The organism is Sporosarcina sp. GTC18466 (genome assembly GCF_055389225.1).
Window position 1 is genome coordinate 1,132,215 of sequence record NZ_AP044037.1, and the last position, 21,583, is coordinate 1,153,797.

The window sequence follows — 21,583 nt, forward strand, 5'->3', positions numbered from 1 at the left end:
AACCTATGTTCTTAATCGCGATTAACTGTGTTGAAATCTCAGTAATACGTACCTACCCGTCAATCGTTGAATTTGCCGGACGCCTGATTGACCTGTATAGGAAATACACGCCAGCCACAAAACCGGCAAAAATGAGGATGAACTGCATGGCAAACGCATCCAACCCGAACACGACTTGTTTTATAAGCTGAACCGGATCGGCCAGCACATCCCAGCTGTTGAAACGCAGAAAACGGCCAATGTACACACCTACCCCCGTCAGCAGGGAGAGGAGGATCAATCCGGCTGAACAGATCAACACTGAGAACTTCCTCCGGCTCATCCGCTCTACGATAACGAGGGATTCCAGCCCTGCCACCAAAGCAAAAAAGAAGCCTGCTCCGATGATGAACATTTTAGCCCACAGCCGGCTATCATGGCTGTACACGACCCGTGACTCCCCCGAATACGGCGAAACGTCTGCCAGCCACAAGAACTTGTCATTTGTAATATGGATGAAATCCGTAATCACGTACACCGAGTTCGGGAAAAAGAGCAGCCAGCAAATCACCCAGAATCCGGTCCAGCCACCTCTGCTCCGCCCCATGGCCGCTTCCGCTTTCATGATGAATACCAATGGCAGCAAAGCTAACAACGTATTCCAAGGCAGCATGAAATAGAGGAAATTGGGCTCCTGAAAAAACATGACAAAGCAGACGCCCCAATAACCGAACATGAATAGCACTAACCCTTTATAGGTATCAATCAATTTCCTCATATGTGCCCCCTACTGAATTTGAAAACCTAACTTCCATCCTAGACTCGATTAATCTGACTTGTTTTGCAGGGAAAGGTTGCATCATGAACACATGCAGATGGAACTTGAGAATGCAGCATCGACGAGCTGCGGTTTGTGAAGATGTATAGGGATTGTGAATCAATCGGAGGAGCAGTTTTTGCCTAGGTTAGAGATAGAGGCGGTTGTTGATCAGGAGGTGATTGAGCCATAAGGTTAAGGTAGTCGTAGTTATTAAAAAGATATATTTACCAGATTAAATATGATGAGATTTGATCGAATGCATGTTTAAAAGCAAAATAAGAGCACTCAAATCGTGCTCTCACGTCTTACTTGTTAAATGGGTGTCGTTGCCTGACACTCAACCATTACCATCGAATTATTCTAAGGTGCATAGGAAGTGAGTGTTAACATACTGCACCTTAATATTCTGGCCAGTAGAAAGGTAACATGCCATCACTCTAACGAGAAGGACTAAATGCTGTCTTGATGAAAAAACCCAAATCCTATTCTATCATCTGTGTCTAAGCTAATACAGCGTGTTTCCCGAGCGTTTTCAACCTATCAACATCTACTTCATATCTTCCATCATAAATGCGAGCTATTTCCTCTACCGGCTCTTTCTCACCATGGTAAATCACGTAGAAATCGTCGTGTTTATACTGAACGACAAATATTTCATCAATCTCCTGGAACGTGTTTCGGTTGAATGACACAAAACCGCCGTTTTGCTGGGCAGTCGTCTTCACGCTAATCCGGGAGCCAGAGCTAATGACGTCAAATCCATGTTGATTCGTCTCCCTTGCCAGTTGTCCGCCGATTTGTATCGCACACAGCAATTCACCGATTCGTCCAATCAGATGGCGGAGTTCAGTCGGTTTGCAGCCTAGCAAGGATAGCTCATATCTCAAAATCCGCAAGTACTCCTCATACAACTGTTGGATTTGCTGCCCACTGATTCGTTCACTGCCGTCTTTGTCATATAGCACCTTGTCGCCGTTTATCCACTCCCCAACAGCCTCTTCCTCATGTGTCTCGCGGCTTTTTTGGTAAATCACACCCGTATAAGAAGCGTGATCACCAAGATATTTATATGTACTGCGCGTCAAATATTCAAATAGATGCTCCGTAAAAGAAATCCCTTTATTCAAACGGTTATAACAGTAATCTGTCGGCATCACACTGTCAGGATTTCTTCCATACTGGATTGTCAACACTAAACCGCACAAAATTTTTAAGGTCCTTGCCCATTTGATGTTGCGACTTGACAGCGAGCCTCTGCAGGCATGACTTTCCGGCCAGGACGCCAGATTCAAAGGTATCTGGCCAAGCCCCCAAGGCTATCATGCCTGCCCCTCACTGTAAAGGCGCAACGCCCCTTGCACGATATCCGCTTAGCTCCCTATGGCCGCCTTACGGTATTCCGTTGGCGTCAGATAATCAAGGGTGCCGTGTATGCGAAAATTGTTGTACCAGTTCACATAATCATCAAGTTCCAGATCCAATTGCTGCTGGCTTTCAAAACGCATTTGCTTGATAAATTCCGTCTTTACCACATTGAACATTGCCTCAGCGACCGCATTATCATAAGGGCATCCTTTCATACTCAGCGATCGCTTGATGTTGAATGTTTCCAGCACTTCGCTGATGAGTTGATTGTCAAATTCACTCCCACGGTCGGTGTGGAACAGTTGAATGGAATTGAGCGGACGATCAATACGTGACAAGGCTTTATAGACAAGCTGGGCATCCTTATGTGGACCGGCACTATAGCCGATGATTTCCCGGTTAAAAAGGTCGGTGAATAGACAAACATAATGCCACCTGTAGCCGACCCGGACGTATGTAAGGTCGCTGACAACGACAGCCAGTTCCTCTTGCCCGTTAAACTCCCGGTTCAGAACGTTTTCCACTTTTTCTTCATTAGACTTGCTTTTATGCGGCTTGAATTGGGCGATCGTGTAATTTGAAACAAGCCCTTCCTCGCGCATGATCCGGCCAATCCGCCTTCTGGAGACAATATGACCTTTCTTTTTTAGTTCAACCTTAATCTTTCGAGTACCGAAGTTCTTTCGGCTCGTAAAGAAGATCTCACGGATCAGTTTCACCAGTTTTTGTTCATCTTCTTCTAGTTTCACTTGAGCTTCTGCCTGGATCCGGGCGTAATAGGTACTTCTTGAAATATTGAGGACGTCGCACATTGCTGATACCGAATAGAGGTGGGCGTTATTGCGGATCACATCTATTTTCGTCCCATGATCAGCGCTGCTTGCTTTAAAATATCGTTCTCCATCCGCAGCTGCTGGTTTTCTTTTCGGAGCTGAAGCAACTCATTCTCTTCCGGTGTCCGGTTATCTTTTTCCTTAAATGAGCCGGTGGTTGTAGACTGCTTCACCCATTTATCGAAAGCTGATGCGGTCAAATCGTATTCCCGTATGATATCTGCTCTTGGCTTACCGTTTTCATAAAGTTGAACCATTTGTTTTTTGAAGTCTTGGGTATAGGTTCTTCTTGGTCTTTTTTCAGTCATTGTAGATCTCTCCGTTTCTGTTAGATGTATTCTACAAGACCTTAATTTTTCTGTCCAACTAAGTGTAGCCTATCCATACTTCTCCTTCATTAACTTATGAATTTCCTGTCGCGTGATTATCTGCCCTTCCCGGCCGGATAATGCTTCCTTCAGTTGATTAAAAATTGTTGTCAATGTGAGATCCTCCTAAATCGATTTCCAGAGTTTCCTTTTACTCCGACAGTGCGGATATCATCCGATAACTTTTTTATGGTAATTAAGCTTCCACTTTTCTTGTATACGATTTATCTGCAGCAAATAATACCCTGAGTTCTCCAGTATATAAGGTATTTTCAGTTGTCCGGACACCTTTTCATACAAAACCGACAGCTCTTTAGCCTTCACGATATTATACAAATTAATTTCAGCATATTTACTTTCAGAGGAGTCAATTTCCAAATCAAAGATATATACACCCTTTGGTAAATAAATCTTTTCTGACACCCAGTGATCTTCCCAAGAGAAAAGATCTTCTACCGCTACATCAGGATATTCAGTTGCAAAAGAACAATCTTCATCCAATAATTCCTGAGCTCTATATTTTCTTTTACATAATATCTGGTCATGCTTTCTAATTCGCTAATCCGCTCGTTGATCATCTTAATTTCATCTTTTAACAGCAACCGGACTTCCAATATTTTTTTATGCCTCTCTGTCATGAAGTCTTCAATTTTCATATCTAAAATTTCAAATATAGTATCCAGCACGCCCCGTCCTGGAGCATCTTCACATTTCTCATATTTAGCCAATGTATGAGCTGAAATATTAAACCTTTTAGCAAAATTAGTTCTGGAGTTCTTTTCGTTTCATGTAAATTCTCTGACCAATATTAGCAGCGAAAAATAATTCTTTGATGTATTCAGAAGGAAGCATAGCAATTACCTTCCCTATGACGTTTACATATTTCACGGGCTAATTATTTCAACAAGCTGAGCACACTCTCGGCTCTCTGCTTTTCATGTCCTGCCAATGTCTGCCCCACTTGCAGCAGCATCTGCTGTTTTGTGCTGTTCATTAATTCTTTCGCCATATCCACATCTTCGATCCTGCTTAACGCAGAGGTTAAGCTCTCTTCGCCTATTTTCAAATTAGCTGTAATATGCTCCAGACTGTTCTCGGCAGCTCCGATATTGCCAAGTTCGCCCAAAATGAAATTCATTGATTTGTCTATGATCTCAAGTCCTTGTGCCGCATGGTCTGCTGTACGCACACAGACTGCGCTCATATCTACCAGCATGTTATCGAACGATGCGATATCCAGCACTTTATGATTGCCTGCGTTGCCGCCTACTTGAAAGGTGTAGGAGTTATCTTTGTAATGTATTCCTTGTCGGATCTGATACTCGGCGCTCAGTGTATGATTGCCAGCAGAGAGGTCTACTGCCTCGTTAATCAGTGTGATATGACCTCCGTTGATTTCGTACTGATCCCGCGAAAGAATTTGTCCATTGAGACGGATGACTTGAGAATCAGGAACGATCTCAGCGTCAGGAAGAGCCGTGCCGGTTTCATGGTCGCAATATGAATGATCTCCTGTGAGCAATGGATGTACCGGCAAGTCCAGGCTGAGCGGTTCGGTATACAATACCTCCATTTTGTAGGAAGGTGTTCCGAAAGTGACGTCCGGTCTTCCGTCTCCCACCAGCCGTACTGTTCCCCCTTCGACTAGATACCCGTTACCGTTTTCGTCTTCCGCAGGAGGAATCTCTCTTCCACTGACAGTCACCTTGTGGACAGTTGAACCTGCCGGCACTGTACGGCTGAGGGCAGCTTCTGGCACAGCATAGACACGGATGTCAGCTGCCGCGTCGTCTTTGGTAGGCCGGTATGTGCCGTGCAATGAAATTAACTTTGTGTCTGGATCGTACGTATAGCCGTTTTCAGCGTCATAAGGGATTTCCTCACTGACGTTCTTAAACACTTTTAATCCCTTTACATTGCCGTCTCCTTCGATACCATAGGAAGAAGCTCCGGGAGCAAGCCGGATATCATATGAATTGTTATAAAGGTTCACCGTTTCGCTTTCGGTTACAAACTTTACAGAGACTTCAGGATTGACAAGTTGGAGATCATTCGCATCGGGACGGCTGTTGCCGTACACTTCAATTGAGTTTGTTTCTTTATTATAGTAGAAGCCATCCTGTTTCGTTTCGTCGTATGCAATGACTCTTCCTCCGATTTTTACCTGTAAGGTTGAAGGATAATCAGCGTTAGCGGGATCATAAAGTTCCGGCCTGCCGTTCAGTTTGATCTCTAATTTATTATCATGTTTTTTCGGATCTTCCTGCACTGCCACCATTCTGACAGTAAATTCATCCCCAACATTCGGACGGCTGTTTCCGAACAATTCGATTGTGTTAGTTTCAGCATTATATTGAAAGCCGTCTGTTGCCGAATACATAATCTCCTCATTGCCGCGAAAAACACGGATCGAGTTCGGCGCACCAGTTTCCCCAAGATTAAATATCTCCGGTTTCGTAGTCCCTAGTGAAATACCATACACTTCATTGCTCGTCTGGCTTGTATCCGCGATGTATTCAAATCGAAGTTTTTTCCCGCTCAATACATCAGGTCGGCTGTCTCCATAGATACTGATCTGCCTGGTAGCAGGGTCATACGTATACCCATTGGTACCCGTTTCATCATAGCTGATCTTCCGTGATCCTACGTAGACTTCCAGGGATTTAGGCAACCCGGTATCATGGGACTGCAGATTATACGTATCTATCTTCTCTGGCAGTACATAGGTCTGCACAGTGCGGTCCTGATCGTTGTCAGGCACATAATTGATTCTCACTGTTTCATTATAGGCAGGCCGCAAATCACCGTAAAACTCAGCTTTACCGGATAGCTTATCGATATAGACACCCGTAACGCCGTGATCAGCCGGCCGCTCAGACAGATACTGTTCCCTGGCTACTGTCTTGCTGCCGATTTCAATCCGCAGAGACATGGGTCCCTGCTCTCCGTGCATGTTATATAGCTGTGCAGACGATGGAATGGTTTCTGTGTGAAATGAAGAACTATTCCCTCTTATATAGCCGAACGTATAATAGTCTTGCGCATCGTCCTCACTGTTCGAATCGAAACCGATGATGGCATCTTTGTGGAATGTCACATTGCCTTCGTTCACCGTGTAATATCCTGTATCGGGTTCTTTTCCCGTACCGTCCCAGTAAGTTAGTTGATGCGAACCGCTGTCCGTCACTTTATGCACAATCAGTGAAGGGTTAGCTTCATTCATCCGATACAGATCAGGAGTACCATTAAGAGAAACCGTATTATTGACTGGCGGCAAGTTCAGTTTGTCCGTATTCGGAATGACAGAGATGGACGGGCCAACTGTATTGTCTGTTGTATTAATCGTCACCTTGGAAATATTGCCGTCTGAATTCGAATATGCAAAGGACAGGTTCCCGTTTTGGTCTGTCACAGGCGCGAATGAATAACCGTTCCTGTCTGATAGACTGAGATTATCGTAAGAAGCTTTAGTGCTCCATCCATTCCCTGACCTTTCCTGCAGTACAAGGCGATCATATAGATCTACTGTCAATCGATAGTCTCCCATTTCCTTACGGGTGGCTGCTGTTGCAGTACTGCTGTCTTCAATCGGGTTACTATTATTGTCAGCAGGCACACTATACCGGCCGTTATCCCGGGTAGAGTCAAACACTATTGTCTGGCCATCTGCTGACCAACGCGGATTATAATCCCTGACGGTTGTCGCTTTCCCGCTGAGAGGTGAGGACGTTGAAGGAACGACATTGACCTCCCTTAAAGCAGATACGACTTTTGCCGAATTCACATAATCGGTAGGTTCTGTCCTAACCGTATTCATGCCTGTCAATGCAGCTGCAGAAGATTCAACAGTCTGTGCAGCCCGGTTCACCGATATACTCCTGTCTGCCGTTACATATTCACCCGGATTCGTATTCGTTAATATTTTCTTTGTATTAAACTCCGTGTTATGTACGATATCCCCCAAATTTTTCTTCAGCTCATCGATCTCATTCTGAATGATAAGTGTATCTGCAGAATCACCGGATGATAAATCTGTATTTGTACCGTTCATCGCCTGTATCGTCAATTCCCGGATTCTCTGAACCACATCCGTAAGATCCTGCATGGCTGCATCCGCCGTCTGTACGAGTGACTGTGCATTTTGAACGTTAAGGATCGCCTGCTGTGAACCTCTCTGTAATGCCCGTAACTTTTCACTGATTGCCAAGCCGGACGCATCAACAGCTGCAGAAGTGATCCGTTTCCCGCTCGACAGTTTCCCCATAGCTTTTTCCAGACGTAAATTGGCTTGATTGATATTCCGTTGAAAGCCGAATGGTCCATTGTTAATAATCATTGCCTGGATGCCTTCTTTCTTGGTTGTTAATTTTCTAACTGCAGGCTTTACGAACGTTTGCTTGATAGGTATTATATCGGATGGAAAAGGGGGTTTTTTACTTTATGATTTTTTTGATGCTAATTTATGGCAAGGAATGTACTTAATCAGCCTAGGAATGCTATAAAAGAAACAAATGTTCCATTAAATAATTCTGAAAAGGGTATACCGATATGCCAACCGAAGAAACAATAGCCTATATAAAAAGCCACTTCCCCAACACGCTGACAGAATCCGTGGCGAAAGCAGTCAATCTGACAATCACTCAGGTACGTTCTTTGGCAAAGAACATCAAGTACAAAAGTGTCCACTATACAGAGAACAGTTAAAGAAGCAGCTCGTCGAAGACCGGCGTTGCTGGTTTGAGGGCAGTATGGGATCGTTGGAGCCTTCTGATATACAGGAGCAACTGCTATTAGGGAGCCTGCTCGGTGACGGCTATATCAGCACAGGGGCAGCAAGGAGTGTGAATTACCATTATCAAGAGCATTTCGGGGAAAGTCGAAGAGAATATCGTGAATGGAAGCTATCTCAGCTGAGCGATCTGCCATTCAGTATCAACGGCAACTATTTGCGCTCTGCCAGCCACACGTATTTCAAGCAACTGCATGCCAAATTGTATAAAGTCCGAAAGACACTGACAGAATTCTTCCTGACCCGCTGCACGCATCCTATTTTCCTTGCTGCCTTGTATCTAGATGACGGCAGCCTGACGATTTCCTACGGTTTAATGAACACAACCAGACTGTCTATTGTATGCCGAGTGTCATACTGTACACATTGAATTTCAACCGCGAAAAAATGAGCTGCTGGCTCTAATGTCGTATTACGGGCAACGAGAGTACTGCATTCTTTCGGGATGGTTTAGTGGACACCATTATACAAGACTTAGGGAGGTACTCCTTTTTTGATGTTTTCAAACCTTAAGTGAATAGGATAATAAAATTAACTCATAAATCTAAAAATACTGTCTTTCATGTTTACAAAGTAACTTTATGTTATATTAGCAATATACAAATTGAGAAAGGAGAACACTAATTTGACAGAGGTCATCGTTTCTTGTGATACGTGTGATAATCAATACTTTGGGATGTACTATGATTCACAAGACAAGAAAGGTCAATATGGCAAGTATAGGGAAGAAACTTATCAAGCTCATTGCACTGCATGTGACAAGCCAATTTTTGTTACAAAAAACGTTAAATCGTAATGTGAAATAACCCCATTTAAAGGGGTTATTTTGTTAATATTAGCTCCAATAAACTAGCTGAGTATTCTAAAATTACTTTATATTCACCTTAGCTACTTACAGGCTGATTCAGTTATTAGCTAAATAATACTTGCTAGACTCTCCACCACATACTCAACATCCTCATCACTCATCCCCGGAAAATTAGGCAACGTTAACGCATGCTCATACCACAGCTCTGCCATCGGACAAATTCCCTTATTATACCCTAGCTGCTGATAATATGGATGCCAATAAACCGGAATATAATGAACATGTACCCCTACATTCATTTCACGCATCTTATTAAAAATTTCTTTGCGACTTTTCTTAAATACATTTTCATCCAGCTGAATCATGTATAAATGCCAACCAGATTCTGTATCCGGCAATTGTTTAGGGAGAATGGCACCCGGCACGCTACGAAGAGCTTTGTTATAGAGCTCAGCTATTTCCCGTCTCCGCTTTATAAAATTGTCCAGCTTGTTCAACTGCGACAAACCCAAAGCCGCCTGCAAATCAGTCATCCGGTAATTGTAACCAAGATCCGTCATCTCATAATACCAGTCACCTTGCTCCCGTGCATACGGAGTCTTGTTAATTCCATGGCTTCTAAAGGATTTCAGTCTCTCGTAGTATTCTTCTGAATTAGTAGTAATAATACCGCCTTCACCCGTCGTGATGGGTTTGACAGGATGAAAACTGAACATGGTCATATCCGCCTGTGAGCCGACTTTTCTTCCTTTATAGCTCGCACCAAGTGAATGGGCTCCATCTTCAATGACTACCAGGTCATGAGTTTCAGCAATCTCCATTATGCTGTCCAGATCTGCCGGCTGCCCTGTGAAGTCGACAGGAATGATAGCTTTTGTTTTCGCGGTGATAGATTGCTCTATTCTTGCCGGATTGATATTGTAGGTCACTGGATTTATATCGGCAAATACCGGAGTGCCACCGCAATACAGCACCGCATTCGAGGTGGCGGCAAAGGTAATAGGCGTAGTGATCACCTCGTCACCTTTGCTGATCCCTGCGGCATAGCAGGCGCCGTGCAAAGCTGCTGTGCCGTTTGAGAAGGCGACGGCATATTTGGCACCGACATAATCAGCCACCGCCTGTTCGAATTCTGCTACTTTAGGTCCTTGTGTCAAAAAAGGCGACCGTAGTGTAGCTACTACCGCCGCGATGTCATTTTCAGATATACTTTGTTTACTATAAGATAAAAAACTATCGCGTTTCTTCATTCAAACACACCTTCACTCTACTGGTTTCTGTTGAATATGGGCATTTATAAAAGCGACTTCTGGATTTTTTGACAGAAATTTTAATATATCTCTAGAAGAAACATATTTATCACCGATAAAGCGATTGGCTATTTCTTTGCATAGAATGTAGTCTTCTTGTGTATCCAGAGTAATTCGATATTCAGGTTGGTTTAGAAAAGCTGCGACTTTTAAATTGACCCACGTAAAATCTTGTTGATGCTCATATGCATAATATGTTACATGTTCCGTGTGTCTAGATGCGTAAGCAGCTTTCTTAATTTTTTTTAATGAAGAAAATGAAATTATCTCTACAGCTAGACCTCTAGGTAAGTCTCCAATAATCTGCAAAACATCAGCTGGCCGTTCTTCCATATTTTTTACCGCTTGCGAAGCTAATTGGTAGTCTACAAATGGGCAGTCCGACGTTACTCTTATTACATAATCTGCATGAAACTCCTCTGCAGCTTTAATATACCTATCTAGTACATCTTCTTCTGAACCACGTGTACAGTTGATGTTATTCTGGTGACACCATTCAGAGATAACATCGTCACTTTTGGATATTGTAGTAGCAACCACAACATCACAAACTCCTTCAATATTTTTACAGCGATCCACCACATATGATAGAACCGTACTGTTCCCTAAGGGCAAAAGTACTTTACCAGGCAGCCTGGATGATCCCATTCTGGCTTGAATAATTACTACGTATCTCAAAATAGATCACCTCTTTTATTCCAGCATTGCTTGTTCGATGATATCAGCAATTCTTTTCTGTCCCTGACCATCTATCTTGTTAAAACCTGTCCTTCCTATCTCATTGATTTGTAATATAGAAGATAATTCGTGAGTAAGAATTTTACTGTTAACTCTGTCGATACTACCTAATGACTTAAGCATTTTCAATGAATCTAAGTACTCAACATATTTCCCCATATACTCCCACTCAATCGCTAATACAGGCTTACCTAAATACATAGCTTCATATGAGGTCATGCCGCCCATTGTGATCACTATGTCTGCAGAAGAGAGAGTTTTTGGAATATCTGGATCGCTAAGCATATATACATTCCTATAATCTTTTGCCATTAAGCTTTGTTTTCTACGTATATCCATTCCAGGTCCTAAAACAAATTTATATTGACAGTCAAGAGGTAGATATGCGACTATCCCAAGAAAACTTTCTGTTAGATTACCAGGATCACTGCCGCCAAACATAATTAAGATATTCTGGATTTTTTTTAATTCCTGAAAACTATTTGGTCGGTAATCCTGCAAGTCTTCTCTTACAATTTGAAAATCTTCCCCAATATAACACTTAACATTACTATTTTTTAGCTTACCGTTAACTACAGGGTCCGTATTTATATATATATCCGGTTTCAACTCATTCACTTGAGCGTCGTTTAAAGTGACTAAATGTTGACCAGAAAGATTATTATAAAACTCTATATCTTTAGTTCTCACTACAGGCAGATCTATTATAAAAACTTTTATCTCAGCACTAAATGATTTTATCCTCTTATACAGTTCTTTTATATCAGTAAAAAAGATGACTCCATTTTCACTAATAACCTCAATATCTCTATCCTCAAAGAGAACAAATAAGAGAACTTTAAGCTTTCTCAGTTTTAATTCTCTAAACAAAGTATAGCATCGGAAGTAGTTACCTAGTCCAGCTTGCTCCGAAGCAAGAGTATGAATGATTATCATTTAAAGTGATCCCAAGTCAATACTGTATTTACATCTAGATCGTAGGTTGGTGACATCCCAACAACTTTGTCTTCATCGAAAGGCGATATGCCGCCGCCCGGACGAGTAGCTTTCAGATCACTAACTTTTATTTTCTCTCCTGCTTTAATTTCTCTTTTCAGTACTAAAGATCGAATAGAAGTTTGTCTTTCTTCCACTTCCGAAGGAAAAACCATTTTCCGTGATGTGCCTAGTGCCAGCTCGATATTTCTTATTTCATTTACAAGTGTTTTCATTTCTTTTGGGTCTAAGCTGAACCAATGATCCGGTCCTTCCAGTTTTTTATCTAAAGTAAAGTGTTTTTCAATTACTCTGGCACCGAGGACTACAGCACCCAAAGCAGCTGTAACACCGAGGGAATGATCAGAAAACCCAATGATATGCTCAGGATACATAGAATGCAACGTACTGATAACTCGTAAATTCATTTCTTCCATTGGAGAAGGATACTGAGCAATACAATGCATAACAACTAATTCTTTTGTCCCGTATTTCTCAAGAGTTGTTATTGCTTGGTCAGCTTCTCCGATAGTGCATTTTCCAAGTGAAAGCATTACAGGTAGTTTTGTTTCTGCAATACTCTTTAATAGCTCTGCATAATTAACGTCAGAAGCCGCTATTTTGAAACAAGGGACATCTAATTTCTCAAGAAAATCAACACCTCTCGGACTAAAAGGCGTAGAAAAAGCTGCTAAACCTAATTGATTAGCATATGAAAAAAGTTCTCTATGTTTCTCTCTCGGTAATGCTATCCGATTGAACATTCCCCCTATTTTTTCTTTAACTATATGTCCTTCTTCTCCATACTCTAGAATTCTTTCTGGATCGGATAACAGCTCCTCAGCAGAATAAGTCTGAAATTTCACCGCATCAACACCTGCTTCAGCTGCTGCTTCAATCGTCTTTTTTGCCAATTCAATATCGCCATTATGATTTGCACCTATTTCGGCAACAATATATGTAGGTGAATAATAGTCGATAGATTTACCGTCAATTTTCATGGATAGCCGCTTTCTCCAAAGACATAATCCACCAGCTACGATGATTTTCCAGATTGTTCTTCCAATAATCTTCCCGTTCCAAAGAAGAAACTCTAAAACCAATTGCTTCTACAAATTCAACAGCTTCCTTCTCTCCAAAAAATGTATACACCATATTTTCGTATTCGTTAGCTTCTTTTCCTAACAAGAAAGTATTATCGCCTATTTTTTCTCCTTTACCGTATAAGCTATCTTCTTTAGTAGCTAAGTTTAATAATAATTTACCACCGGGACTTAGTAGCTTGAAAACCCGTTTCAAATCTGCTTTCATTTCGTCAAAAGGTTTAAAAAAGAGCACACCATAACAAACAATCACATCAAAGAACTCATTTTCAAAGTCTGTTTTAGCTAAATCTTGCTGTTTGAGTTGTATTAATCTCTCATCCTTCATCAATAAACTCTTGGCTGTTTTCACACTATCTTCACTATAATCAATCCCGTATGTCTCAAAATTATAGTCTAAAAGAACTTTCAAATGTCTTCCCGATCCAAAACCTATATCTATGGCTTTCTTATTTGCATTACTCGCTAAATCTTTAAAATTTCTAGCCAAGAATGCAACTACTTTTTCACTAGGATAGAGCATCTGATTATTTCTAATGGCCTTTCCCCATGCGTCTTTATTGAATTGGTCCAATGTGTCTTGTGTATACATTTATTTCATCTCCTAATATCAAATGAGTTAAGTATTTTATTTTTAAGTTTAATCATATCGCTACATTCTGCGGCTTTAATTATAAAATGTCCTCTTGAGGTTAGGTCAATTCCATTTTTAACAGGATGTAAGATTAAATCTTTCGTTATTTTACTTTCTATATAAATTACTTCAGCGGATTCATCATAAAAATCACTGAATTCTGGGATATGAGTAACAGAACCAAAAGGCAAATCAAAGAAAAACAATCCAATGTAACTATTATTTAATCTATTAAATTCAACTTGCATTTCAGTTCCATAGGTATTTGAACGAATAAAATCATGCAAAGGATTCGTCTCGAATATGTGGTTATACATCAAACTTGTTATGTTTAAACCAGGTGGTCTCATTGTAGCTTCTACAATAAAAACTTCATTTTCACAAACAATAACATCTGCATGAAAATAATAGTTATTGGAATCTTTAGACTCAAACAGCCTTATTACTTCTTCTGAAATCTTTTCTTGCATTTTGAGAGATAATGTTGGGGGATACACATAGCCTGTTTCTTGTCTATATGGTAAAGCTGTCATACTTTTTTCTCTTATAGCAACAATCACAGCTTCAGAATTTTTGCAGAAGCCATCTACACCAAATTCCTTGCCTGTTACAAATTCTTCTACTATTATTGCTTCATTTTTCTTTAAGCTAAGCAATATTTGTTCAATACCATTTGCTGTTTCAGCGGAATCCTTTATAACGTATACACCGCGACTTCCAGATCCTTCTACAGGCTTCACAATACATGGATACCCGATTTCTTCAATTTTTTTAAATAGTCTATTTTGACAATGCCAAGGCACCACTACTTGTCTAGGAGTATAAAAATTATTATCACGTAAATATTCAATAAATTTATCTTTAATCACAAAATTCTCAATATCTTTTTTAGATGGACCCGGAAGTACCAAAGCGTCATTAATAGCACCTACAGTTGTTAAATATCTGCCTAAAGGAGACGGAAGAACATATTTAACATTAAAACTTTTAGCTACTTTAATAACTTCTTTCTCTGCCTTGATATCAATACAAACAAACTCATCTGCTATGTGAGCCGCCTCAGCATCTTGACGTCCATCAATTGCTATTACATATAAACCAATGTCTTTAGCAAACTGTATAATTGCAGTTTGCTCAGGACCTGCTCCCACTGAAAGAACATGCATAAAAACTTCCCTCGAGTCTTATTTAAATTAAATCCACCAAATCTCTGAGTTCACCAATTGATAGCCATTCACCATTAGAATCACTTCTATAACTAAACCCATCGTCAAGTTTCTTTGCAGCTTTAATACTGTCAGACCACCACGGAAATTCAGGCTGAATCACATAATATGTTTCAAACTCAACCGTATGCCGAGCATCATCTTCCATAATCATCGCTTCATGCAATTTTTCCCCCGGCCGAATACCCACGATTTCCATTTCACAATCTGGCGCAATTGCTTTAGCTAGATCTGTGATCTTCATGCTCGGGATCTTAGGCACAAAGATTTCTCCCCCCTGCATTCTTTGAAGATTATCTATTACAAACTGTACACCCTGATCAAGCGTAATCCAGAAGCGTGTCATGCGTGGATCCGTAATTGGTACCTTCCCTGTCTCTCTAATCTTCTTAAAGAATGGCACTACACTTCCCCGGCTCCCTACGACGTTGCCATAACGAACGACAGAGAACTTTGTGTGTTTTTCTCCGACATATGCATTTGCGGCTACAAACAGTTTGTCTGAAGCTAGTTTGGTCGCACCGTACAGATTAACCGGGCTTGCTGCCTTGTCAGTACTGAGGGCGATTACTTTCTCCACACCTTTGTCAATTGCTGCTTCAATTACATTCTGTGCCCCGTGAATATTTGTTTTTACGGCTTCAAAAGGATTATATTCACATGCATCGACATGTTTCATTGCTGCTGCATGAATTACTATATCTACGCCATCAAATGCACGGTAGAGCCGATCTTTATCACGCACGTCCCCAATAAAGAAACGAATCCGCGAGTCTGTGAATTCTTGTTTCATTTCATATTGTTTTAATTCATCCCGACTAAAAACAATTACCTTTTTCACGTCTTCAGCAAGAATACGTGAGATGAACTTTTTACCGAAAGAACCTGTTCCACCAGTTACTAAAATTGTTTTATTTTTTATCATAAATATCCACACCTTAAACTTATTTCAAACAGACTGCCAATTAATAAATAGTAATGAATTAATCGGTATATAAATCTTCCTTTATCAAGCTCTGATTTAATACAATAGTTTTAATCATCAAATCCCCTACAGTTTCTATTGTCTCACATAAATCTAACTGTATGTCTAGATTCCGAGATACATTTTGATATGTAAGCTCATTTGTAATTGCATTAAATTTATTAAAGGTAAGAACAAAATATGATTGTAAGTTGTGCATGTATAAGGGATGACGCATTACTGTTTGTAAAAGTAAATCTGTCTTACTCATTTTTTCTAAGGCTTGTTTCAACTTTAAAACAGATGCACTTTTATTTATCTTTATTAACTTTAACATACTTCCTATCCTTTTTGCTTCTGTACAAATTTCATCCAGAATGGCTAGCTCTTTTTTATATCTCTCTCCAACTACCTCAGAATCTATATTATATTTTTCTATTTTCTCAAGCGTTTGGTATACATTAATCGGCACATTACAGTAACTATCAATAGTTTCTTTTAAGGGCATTCTCTTGGTGCGTTGTATATATGCCCCCCCCTCAGTTGCATCAATTACATGTAAGTTATATTTATTTATTTCCAACTCAAACAGGTTTTTAAATTCCAACCAAATTTGGGAGGTTTTAACTTTACCACCGTAATATCCCTCAACCTCTAAACTCTCCTCATTTTTTTCAACTGGTTTTCGATCATAGATTGTCCCTGCAACATGCGTTCCTTTTTCTCCCGCAGCTAAATCTTGACCTGTTAAAATGATAGGAGAGCAACCTAAATGTTGAGCAAATCCAAACGCTAAATGGGCAACGGAAAGTCCCATAGGCATGAATACCTCTTCCGAAAAATTATAAATACGATTGAACCACTCATATTCATGCACATTTTGTCTGAAAGGTAAAATGATTTTCCCTTTGTATTCCTCAAGTATTCTAGGCTGGACTACTGGCGGTACTACTAGGGTTGTTTCTAAAGGGTATTCTTTTCCTTTAAAGAAATAATCATATACTTCATATATCCTTTCGATAGCAAATATAAAATGAGGTATAATGCCTTCTTTTGTCAACCTTTCAGCAATAGTATCTACAGCTAAGATGACTGCTGTTGTTTGTCCAGCCTTTATTTGCTGAATATTTTTTTCTAATGATGGTCCAGCTGAGACAATAATTGCCGGCTTCCCTCTAAAACAATCTTTCATCTTCGTAAAATCTAATGAACTTTCAAGAAAACGCATATTATATGTGTTGTTAGCTAAACCAATAAGTGAGTCTTCTATTGAATTACCGAACTTAAATAAATTATGTTTAACACTAGTCTTAATAATCTCAACAAATTCACTAAGCTTATTTAAATCAAAGTTTCGATAAAAGTAATCCCCATACACTTTGATATTTCTTATTAAGAGTGTATCTTCTGTTCTGAATATATCCTCAAGGAAATTAGGAAAGTTATCTAACCTATCACAATAAATTCGAATATCAAATTTACTTAATAGCTCAAAGTCGAATTGACTAAATGTGTATTTCAAAAATCCAGCCTGAGGTTCAACAATATAAAAAATCGTTTTAGGATGTGCTGATTCAAAGAGCGAATATATTTCATTAATATTACTAACACCTAAAATAAAGTAAATTTCCCTTATGGTTTTATTAGGCTTATTCATTAGATCAACTTCATATTTAATTTCGTAAATCTCCCCATCCTTTTTAATGAATTCTGATTCCTCACCATTAAAATGTAGCAACTCATAATCCGGGGCTGTATGTATAAATTCTAAATCAATTCTTGACTTTTTTCGAGATAATTGTTGAATATTTTTGTCTAAGAGGTTCATGATTTCTCCTCACTTCACTTAAGTATTGGATATGAAAAACCTCCTCATTGCTGAGGAGGTTTTAACCCGGATTAACGGAGTAATTGTAAAACTCCTTGAGGCTGTTGATTTGCTTGAGCAAGCATTGCTTGAGCAGCTTGAGTTAGAATATTGTTCTTAGTGAACTCCATCATTTCAGCGGCCATATCAACGTCTCTAATACGTGATTCAGCGGCTGTTAAGTTCTCAGATGCTGCACCAAGGTTGTTGATTGTGTGCTCTAAACGGTTTTGAGTTGCACCAAGTTTAGAACGCTCAGCAGATACTTTTTCGATTGCGTTATTAATGACTGTAACAGCTGTAGAGGCTTTGCCAGCATCGGATACGTCTAATGACTCACCAGTTGTAGCACGCACACCAAGAGCTTCTGCACGCATATCGTTAATGCCTACTAAGATGTTTTGACCTGTGTTAGCGCCAATTTGTAAAGAGACAGATTTAGATGCATCTGTTTGAGCAGCTTCAGCAGCATTTATAGTGATTGTAACACTTTCTCCCACACCAATGGATTGAAGACCAGAAAGATTTACTGTAGTTCCTCCAACATCGATGCTTGCCGCAGCTGATGTTAGAGCATTCATAGTTATTCCGCTATCTGCTGCATCAGAAAGTGTGAATTGAGCAACCCCTGTTGCATCATTAACACGTGTAATAGTTACAGTTCCCCCAGATGTTAATCCTGCAACTACGGATGTATTTCCTATTTTAACGTCGCCGCGGCTATTATTTTGAATTGTAGCTGTACCGTCTTTTGCTGCCGAAAGACCAACACGATCCCCATTAAGCAATTTCTGAGTATTGAACTCAGTAGTATTACCAATTCGATCGATTTCAGCAGTCAATTGATCGATCTCTTTTTGAATTTCGCCACGGTCTACGCCAGTGTTTGTATCGTTCGAAGATTGAACTGCGAGTTCACGCATACGTTGAAGGATGGAATGTGTTTCGTTCAAAGCACCTTCAGCTGTTTGGATCAAAGAGATTCCATCTTGGGAGTTCTTTTGAGCCATGTCCAATCCACGGATTTGACCACGCATTTTTTCGGAGATAGCTAGACCTGCTGCATCGTCTCCAGCACGGTTGATTTTAAGACCAGAAGATAGTTTTTCTAGGTTTTTTGAAGCACCAGTGTTGTTGATGCCTAGTTGTCGGTGTGTGTTAAGAGCCGCGATGTTGTGATTAATTCTCATTGTAATTTCCTCCTTGAGTGTGTATGGGTGCACGTCCTTGTGACCCGTGTTAGTCGGCGGGGAGGGAGCCGGCCGGTCTCGCTCTCCCGCTTACATCTCTTATATCGGATGGGCGGCAGGAGTGTTTAGTGGTTTTAGCAAAGATTTTTTTGTGGGAATGAAAAAGGTGCCAGGTGATGCATAATTCGTATAAAGACATGAAGCCTAGCACCTGAGGTGTCTGCACCTGAATGGCCCAGTTGCTTACTCCCTAGTGGTCAGCTGCGCGAATAAGTTGGCGTCCAGTGTGATAGCTTCGTTGTTAGTTTCAGTAATAGACTGGATGAGTTCCCCTCTTAAGATATCAACGTTCTTCGGTGCCTCAATTCCAATTTTCACTGTGTCCCCTTTTACTTCTAGAATTCGGATCCGGATGTCGTCGCCAATTTGAATAGTGTCGTTTGTTTTTCGGGATAGAACGAGCATGTCAGTTGCCTCCCTTGCCGATAGTGTGGCGGATGCCAAAGCGATTGTCGTTCAGTATCATCTGTTTCGCTTTGCGGTTTGACGCCTGGAAGATAAGCGGAGCTTGCAGGTTGATCGTCGATGTTTCGAATGGCTGTTTTAACGACAGGACTCCAAGTACGAAGACATCTTGTTCCGATTGGATGCCGAGCAGGTCAACTGTTGGCTCGTCGATGTCGAATGTATAGTCAGTTGCCCATGTATATGGGTTTGCGACGATAAAGGCGACAGCCGGCGTCGCTGTCGATTGCAGTACTTGGAAGACATCATTTCCATCGATCGGCAGGAGGACAAATTGTTTTTCTTCTTCGAAGCCGGGAAGGCCTTTCGGGAAAGTCCACAGCTGGTCTGGTGTTATTTCAACTGGCCCATGGAATTTGGTTTGAAATAGCATAGTATCGCTCCTTTGACTGGTATGTTCATTACTAACAGGATAGCATTCTTTCATATTCTTTGTGTATCGCAAAACTAGATGACAAAATAAAAGAAGCCTGGCACGTCACTCACAACAGAAGTAAGTGAAGTTTGCCTGGCATCTGGTTAGACAAGCCAATCAATCTGGATGGACGGCTGCTGTTCCATCACGCCCGTCACTTTCCCTTGTGTGTATGTATGGATCGGTTTGTTCACCTGAGCATCGATGACCGGCTTCTGCGGGATGGAGTTTATGCTCAGCGAGCCAGGAGTAAAGTTCATCTGGACTTTCAGGCGGTCGCCGACGAAGCGGATGCCGAGGGGAGCCGGATCCTTTTCGGTATTCTGTTTTGCAAGACTCATGATGGCATTGCCGCCGTCTTCAATCCGCATCAGCTGGTCTCCTTCCGCTGCGCGGCGCGAGATGCCTTGCATGATTTGCTGAACGCCATATTGCGCGTTTTCATTGCCGCGTCGGATGGGACTTTTCAGGTCGAGATCCGCCCGATTTTCAGTCGTGTCGAGCTGGAGTTCTGGATTTGTTGTGGACATTTCAAGAATAGCTGCAGGCTGCTCAATCTGCTGGGTAGCACGCGGCTGCTCAATCTCCTGTACCGGCTTATCAATCTGCAGGCCGAGCACGCCGCGGGTTGTCTGAATTTGAAGTTGTGGAATCTGCATGGCATTGTTCTCCTTACACAGATGCCAGGCATCTCACCTTCAAGGTGACGATGCCTGGCATGGTAGTATGGTACGTTATCGCAAGAAGTCTACAAGGGAAGGCTGGATGATCCGTGCGCCTACTGAAAGGGCTGCACGGTGGACGGACTCCTGGGTGATCAGTTCAGTAATTGTTTTTTCTAAGTCCGCATCTTCGTTTTCAGAGCGTTGCTTTTTCGCGGCGCCTTCTTGGACTTCTAAACGGTTGCTCATAAGTTCTGCACGGTTGGAGCGGGCACCGATGTCTGCTCGTTGAGTTAAGATTGCATCCTTAAGGCCTTCAATCGTCTCAAGCTCCTTGCTGAAATCTACCGTATCATCATATTTGTCACTGTTTTCTGCTCGACGTGTAAGTTTATCAAATACTGCATCTATCTCTTTGAAGACCTTGCCGGCATTCGTATTTACACGGAGTGTCACTCCATCAAAGACCTCGATTTCAACATTCTTCTCGAAAGCGGTTTTCTCGATATTCGCATTTTCATCAGTACTTAAACCTGGATATCCTTTATTGGCACCCTCTTTAGTGTATAAAGGTTTGTCAGTTGCTGTTCCACTGAAAATATACTTGTCCCCGACCTTTGTGTTGGCCAGGTCCTGCAGTTGTTCTCTCAATTGGTCAAGCTCTACTTTGATCTTATCCCGGTCATCTGATGTCATTGCACCCGCATTTGCAGCATTGGTCGCAATATACTTCGCACGGTCTAGAACCGCCCCAACACCCGCAAGCGCATCATCCGAGCTGTCGAGCCAGTTATTCACTTCGCCCATATTGTTCTGATATTGCGCCACCTTATCGACCGTCATGCCATAGCCAAGACTTTTCATGACAACCACAGGATCATCGGAAGGACGATTGACGAGTTTTCCTGTATCGAGCTGATTCTGCAGCTTGCCCATCTTATTGTAGCTTGTGGACAAGTTACGCAGCATATTATTGGAAAGCATTGATTGTGTAACACGCATTACGAATTCC

20 protein-coding genes are annotated in these 21,583 nt (G+C 41.2%); 1 reads left to right on the forward strand and 19 read right to left on the reverse strand.

Features of this window, described 5'->3' with window-relative positions:
* Positions 1–52 precede the first annotated feature (52 nt).
* The 6 genes from ACZ5FK_RS05640 to ACZ5FK_RS05665 form a co-directional block, all read right to left on the reverse strand.
* Positions 53–757: a DUF1361 domain-containing protein gene (locus ACZ5FK_RS05640; protein WP_464806927.1), complete on the reverse strand. Its 705-nt coding sequence runs from the start codon at positions 755–757 to the stop codon at positions 53–55.
* A 542-nt stretch (positions 758–1,299) separates the two neighbouring features.
* Complete coding sequence (locus ACZ5FK_RS05645; RefSeq protein ID WP_464806928.1) at positions 1,300–2,004, reverse strand: DUF7225 domain-containing protein; 705 nt, start codon at positions 2,002–2,004, stop codon at positions 1,300–1,302.
* A gap of 165 nt (positions 2,005–2,169) precedes the next feature.
* Positions 2,170–3,305 (reverse strand): IS3 family transposase gene (locus ACZ5FK_RS05650; protein ID WP_464806929.1). Its coding sequence is split into 2 segments (ribosomal slippage): positions 2,170–3,053 and positions 3,053–3,305, totalling 1,137 coding nucleotides; the frame shifts between segments, so codons are not numbered across the junction.
* 231 nt (positions 3,306–3,536) lie between these two features.
* Positions 3,537–3,866 carry a hypothetical protein gene (locus tag ACZ5FK_RS05655; protein ID WP_464806930.1) on the reverse strand — a complete coding sequence of 110 codons (330 nt, stop codon included), beginning with the start codon at positions 3,864–3,866 and terminating at the stop codon, positions 3,537–3,539.
* Positions 3,824–4,093 (reverse strand): hypothetical protein, encoded by a 270-nt coding sequence (locus tag ACZ5FK_RS05660; protein WP_464806931.1) that lies wholly within the window; start codon positions 4,091–4,093, stop codon positions 3,824–3,826. Before ACZ5FK_RS05660 ends, ACZ5FK_RS05655 begins: the two co-directional genes overlap by 43 nt.
* Before the next feature lie 167 nt (positions 4,094–4,260).
* A complete protein-coding gene (locus tag ACZ5FK_RS05665; RefSeq protein WP_464806932.1) occupies positions 4,261–7,701 on the reverse strand; it encodes a flagellin in 3,441 nt (1,146 codons plus the stop codon).
* A gap of 412 nt (positions 7,702–8,113) precedes the next feature.
* On the opposite strand from ACZ5FK_RS05665, the gene ACZ5FK_RS05670 reads away from it, so the two are divergent.
* Positions 8,114–8,524: a hypothetical protein gene (locus ACZ5FK_RS05670; protein ID WP_464806933.1), complete on the forward strand. Its 411-nt coding sequence runs from the start codon at positions 8,114–8,116 to the stop codon at positions 8,522–8,524.
* A gap of 545 nt (positions 8,525–9,069) precedes the next feature.
* Here the strand turns inward: ACZ5FK_RS05670 and pseC are convergent.
* The 13 genes from pseC to flgL form a co-directional block, all read right to left on the reverse strand.
* Entirely contained in the window at positions 9,070–10,212 is a 1,143-nt protein-coding gene (pseC, locus tag ACZ5FK_RS05675; RefSeq protein ID WP_464806934.1) for a UDP-4-amino-4,6-dideoxy-N-acetyl-beta-L-altrosamine transaminase, read from the reverse strand.
* Positions 10,213–10,224: 12 nt separating this feature from the next.
* Entirely contained in the window at positions 10,225–10,950 is a 726-nt protein-coding gene (locus tag ACZ5FK_RS05680; protein ID WP_464806935.1) for a cytidylyltransferase domain-containing protein, read from the reverse strand.
* A gap of 15 nt (positions 10,951–10,965) precedes the next feature.
* A complete protein-coding gene (locus ACZ5FK_RS05685) occupies positions 10,966–11,946 on the reverse strand; it encodes a hypothetical protein (RefSeq protein ID WP_464806936.1) in 981 nt (326 codons plus the stop codon).
* Positions 11,943–12,986 (reverse strand): N-acetylneuraminate synthase family protein, encoded by a 1,044-nt coding sequence (locus tag ACZ5FK_RS05690; RefSeq protein ID WP_464806937.1) that lies wholly within the window; start codon positions 12,984–12,986, stop codon positions 11,943–11,945. Before ACZ5FK_RS05690 ends, ACZ5FK_RS05685 begins: the two co-directional genes overlap by 4 nt.
* Positions 12,976–13,680 carry a class I SAM-dependent methyltransferase gene (locus ACZ5FK_RS05695; protein WP_464806938.1) on the reverse strand — a complete coding sequence of 235 codons (705 nt, stop codon included), beginning with the start codon at positions 13,678–13,680 and terminating at the stop codon, positions 12,976–12,978. Before ACZ5FK_RS05695 ends, ACZ5FK_RS05690 begins: the two co-directional genes overlap by 11 nt.
* Positions 13,681–13,685: 5 nt before the next feature.
* Positions 13,686–14,888 (reverse strand): ATP-grasp domain-containing protein, encoded by a 1,203-nt coding sequence (locus ACZ5FK_RS05700; protein WP_464806939.1) that lies wholly within the window; start codon positions 14,886–14,888, stop codon positions 13,686–13,688.
* Between the two features lie 22 nt (positions 14,889–14,910).
* The gene (gene pseB / locus ACZ5FK_RS05705; protein ID WP_464806940.1) at positions 14,911–15,873 is read right to left on the reverse strand and encodes a UDP-N-acetylglucosamine 4,6-dehydratase (inverting); all 963 of its coding nucleotides are present in this window, start codon (positions 15,871–15,873) and stop codon (positions 14,911–14,913) included.
* A gap of 58 nt (positions 15,874–15,931) precedes the next feature.
* Positions 15,932–17,740, reverse strand: coding sequence for a motility associated factor glycosyltransferase family protein (locus tag ACZ5FK_RS05710; protein WP_464806941.1), 1,809 nt, complete (start codon positions 17,738–17,740; stop codon positions 15,932–15,934).
* Between the two features lie 71 nt (positions 17,741–17,811).
* Positions 17,812–18,969 (reverse strand): flagellin N-terminal helical domain-containing protein, encoded by a 1,158-nt coding sequence (locus ACZ5FK_RS05715; protein ID WP_464806942.1) that lies wholly within the window; start codon positions 18,967–18,969, stop codon positions 17,812–17,814.
* A 243-nt stretch (positions 18,970–19,212) separates the two neighbouring features.
* A complete protein-coding gene (gene csrA / locus ACZ5FK_RS05720; protein ID WP_464806943.1) occupies positions 19,213–19,434 on the reverse strand; it encodes a carbon storage regulator CsrA in 222 nt (73 codons plus the stop codon).
* A 1-nt stretch (position 19,435) separates the two neighbouring features.
* Positions 19,436–19,867: a flagellar assembly protein FliW gene (gene fliW, locus ACZ5FK_RS05725; protein WP_464806944.1), complete on the reverse strand. Its 432-nt coding sequence runs from the start codon at positions 19,865–19,867 to the stop codon at positions 19,436–19,438.
* A gap of 146 nt (positions 19,868–20,013) precedes the next feature.
* Positions 20,014–20,568, reverse strand: coding sequence for a DUF6470 family protein (locus ACZ5FK_RS05730; RefSeq protein ID WP_464806945.1), 555 nt, complete (start codon positions 20,566–20,568; stop codon positions 20,014–20,016).
* Positions 20,569–20,643: 75 nt separating this feature from the next.
* Complete coding sequence (gene flgL, locus ACZ5FK_RS05735) at positions 20,644–21,573, reverse strand: flagellar hook-associated protein FlgL (protein WP_464806946.1); 930 nt, start codon at positions 21,571–21,573, stop codon at positions 20,644–20,646.
* Positions 21,574–21,583 lie beyond the last annotated feature (10 nt).